Annotated in this window: 1 protein-coding gene; it reads right to left on the minus strand. The window is 56.3% G+C overall.

What is annotated here, in order from left to right; all coding sequences use genetic code 11:
• Positions 1–481: hypothetical protein (locus HMPREF2572_RS14665; protein ID WP_210385314.1), on the minus strand; the 481-nt coding region annotated here is incomplete at both ends.

Genomic DNA, 481 nt, shown 5'->3' on the forward strand with positions numbered 1-481 from the left:
CATCGCCTGCTTTCAGACCGTCTTTGCCCAGCACCACTTTGTCGCCGACGTTGACGCCGCTGTTGTTCACAACCGTATCGCCTGCTTTGACGCTGTCGACTTTCAGGTCTTTGTTGAGGCCGACCTGAATACCGTTCGCACCTGCGGTGGTGGTGATGTTGACATCGCCTTTAACAGCGACGGTATCACCCAGTTTGTTGGCAACGGTCGTACCGCTGTCGCCTGCGAAGCTGATGCCTTTGTTGTCTACTGCGTCTTTCGCCGCTACGCCTTTGGCGATGTCGGCTTTGACGGCTTTAGACAGGTCAACCGCGTAGTCGGTTACGTTGTTGGCGTCTTTGTTGCCTTTGGTCACGACGATGTTGTCGGAACCTGCGGAGACGCTCGCGCCGTCTGCGTTCACGGTGTAAACGGTTTGACCGTTCGCACCTTGTTTGCTGGTCACGCTGGCGATGTTGGTACCGGCTTCGACTTCGGTCTT

Origin of the sequence: Neisseria sp. HMSC064E01 (assembly GCF_001808875.1) — a bacterium.
Taxonomy (GTDB): domain Bacteria; phylum Pseudomonadota; class Gammaproteobacteria; order Burkholderiales; family Neisseriaceae; genus Neisseria; species Neisseria sicca_A.